This is a genomic window from Ruminococcus sp. OM04-4AA (genome assembly GCF_003462585.1).
Lineage (GTDB): Bacteria > Bacillota > Clostridia > Lachnospirales > Lachnospiraceae > Mediterraneibacter > Mediterraneibacter faecis.
Genome location: NZ_QTZH01000140.1, coordinates 1 through 1,551, shown reverse-complemented (window position 1 = coordinate 1,551; position 1,551 = coordinate 1). Strand labels below are relative to the sequence as shown.

Below are 1,551 nucleotides of genomic sequence, written 5' to 3'. Positions count from 1 at the left end.
TTCTCTTTGAAGAACTTACGAAAGGAGCTGAAAGAACTTGAAAAAGATTAAATCTTATACGGGTATCTGGAACGTGGAAAAAGTCTTGTATGCAATCAATGACTTTAACCTGCCTTTTCCCGTTACCTTTACACAGATTACATGGTTTGTGATTACGGAATTTCTCATTATTCTGTTTGGGGATATTCCCCCACTTTCCATGATTGAGGGAGCATTTCTCAAATACTTTGGTATTCCCGTTGCTCTCACTTGGTTCATGTCGCAGAAAACCTTTGACGGAAAGAAGCCGTACAGCTTTTTGAAATCACAGATAACCTATGCCCTGCGACCAAAAATCACTTATGCAGGAAAAGCCGTAAAACTGCATAAGCAGATATTGAATGAAACAATCACGGCAGTAAGGAGTGTGAACTATGTTCCCGATAAAATATATTGACAATAACCTTGTCTGGAACAAGGACAATGAGGTGTTCGCCTACTATGAGCTGATACCATACAACTATTCTTTTCTATCCGCAGAGCAGAAATTTATCGTGCATGACAGTTTCCGACAGCTTATCGCACAGTCCCGTGAGGGTAAAATTCATGCGTTGCAGATTGCCACAGAAAGCTCAATCCGCAGTATGCAGGAACAGTCAAAGAAGCTGGTAACTGGAAAATTAAAGGAAGTTGCCTGCCAGAAGATAGACGAACAGACCGAAGCGTTAGTATCTATGATTGGGGACAATCAAGTGGACTACCGCTTTTTTCTTGGCTTTAAGCTCATGGTTACGGAAGAACAGCTCAATCTGAAGAACATCAAAAAATCGGTGTGGCTGACGTTCACAGAATTTCTCCATGAAGTGAACCACACGCTGATGAATGATTTTGTTTCCATGCCGAATGATGAAATCAACCGTTACATAAAAATGGAAAAGTTACTGGAAAATAAAATCTCCCGTCGCTTTAAGGTGCGTCGCTTGGAAATCCATGATTTTGGGTATCTCATGGAACATCTTTACGGCAGGGACGGTATCGCTTATGAAGATTATGAGTACCAGCTACCAAAGAAAAAATTGAACAAAGAGACGCTGATAAAATACTACGACCTTATCCGTCCGACAAGGTGTGTGATTGAGGAAAGCCAGCGGTATTTACGATTGGAACATGAGGACAAGGAAAGCTATGTGTCCTATTTTACCGTCAATGCGATTGTAGGAGAGCTTGATTTTCCGTCGTCTGAAATCTTCTATTTCCAGCAACAGCAATTCACATTCCCCGTTGATACGAGCATGAATGTAGAAATCGTGGAAAATCGGAAAGCATTAACGACCGTCCGCAACAAGAAAAAGGAACTGAAAGACCTTGATAATCACGCCTATCAAGCAGGAAGTGAAACCAGCTCAAATGTGGTGGACGCTTTAGACAGCGTGGACGAGCTGGAAACTGATTTAGACCAGACAAAAGAAAGTATGTATAAGTTAAGCTACGTCATACGGGTGTCTGCACCCGATCTTGACGAGCTGAAACGCCGTTGTGATGAAGTCAAGGACTTTTACGACGACCTCAATG

At 41.9% G+C, this 1,551-nt stretch carries 1 protein-coding gene and 1 pseudogene; both read left to right on the top strand.

The annotated features are described in order from the left end of the window. Positions 1-37: 37 nt before the first annotated feature. Complete coding sequence (locus tag DXB52_RS15710; RefSeq protein WP_009243016.1) at positions 38-436, top strand: conjugal transfer protein; 399 nt, start codon at positions 38-40, stop codon at positions 434-436. After that, positions 414-1,551 (top strand): annotated as a pseudogene (locus DXB52_RS15705) (conjugal transfer ATPase TcpF); the annotation flags it as partial. The gene DXB52_RS15710 and the pseudogene DXB52_RS15705, both read left to right, overlap by 23 nt.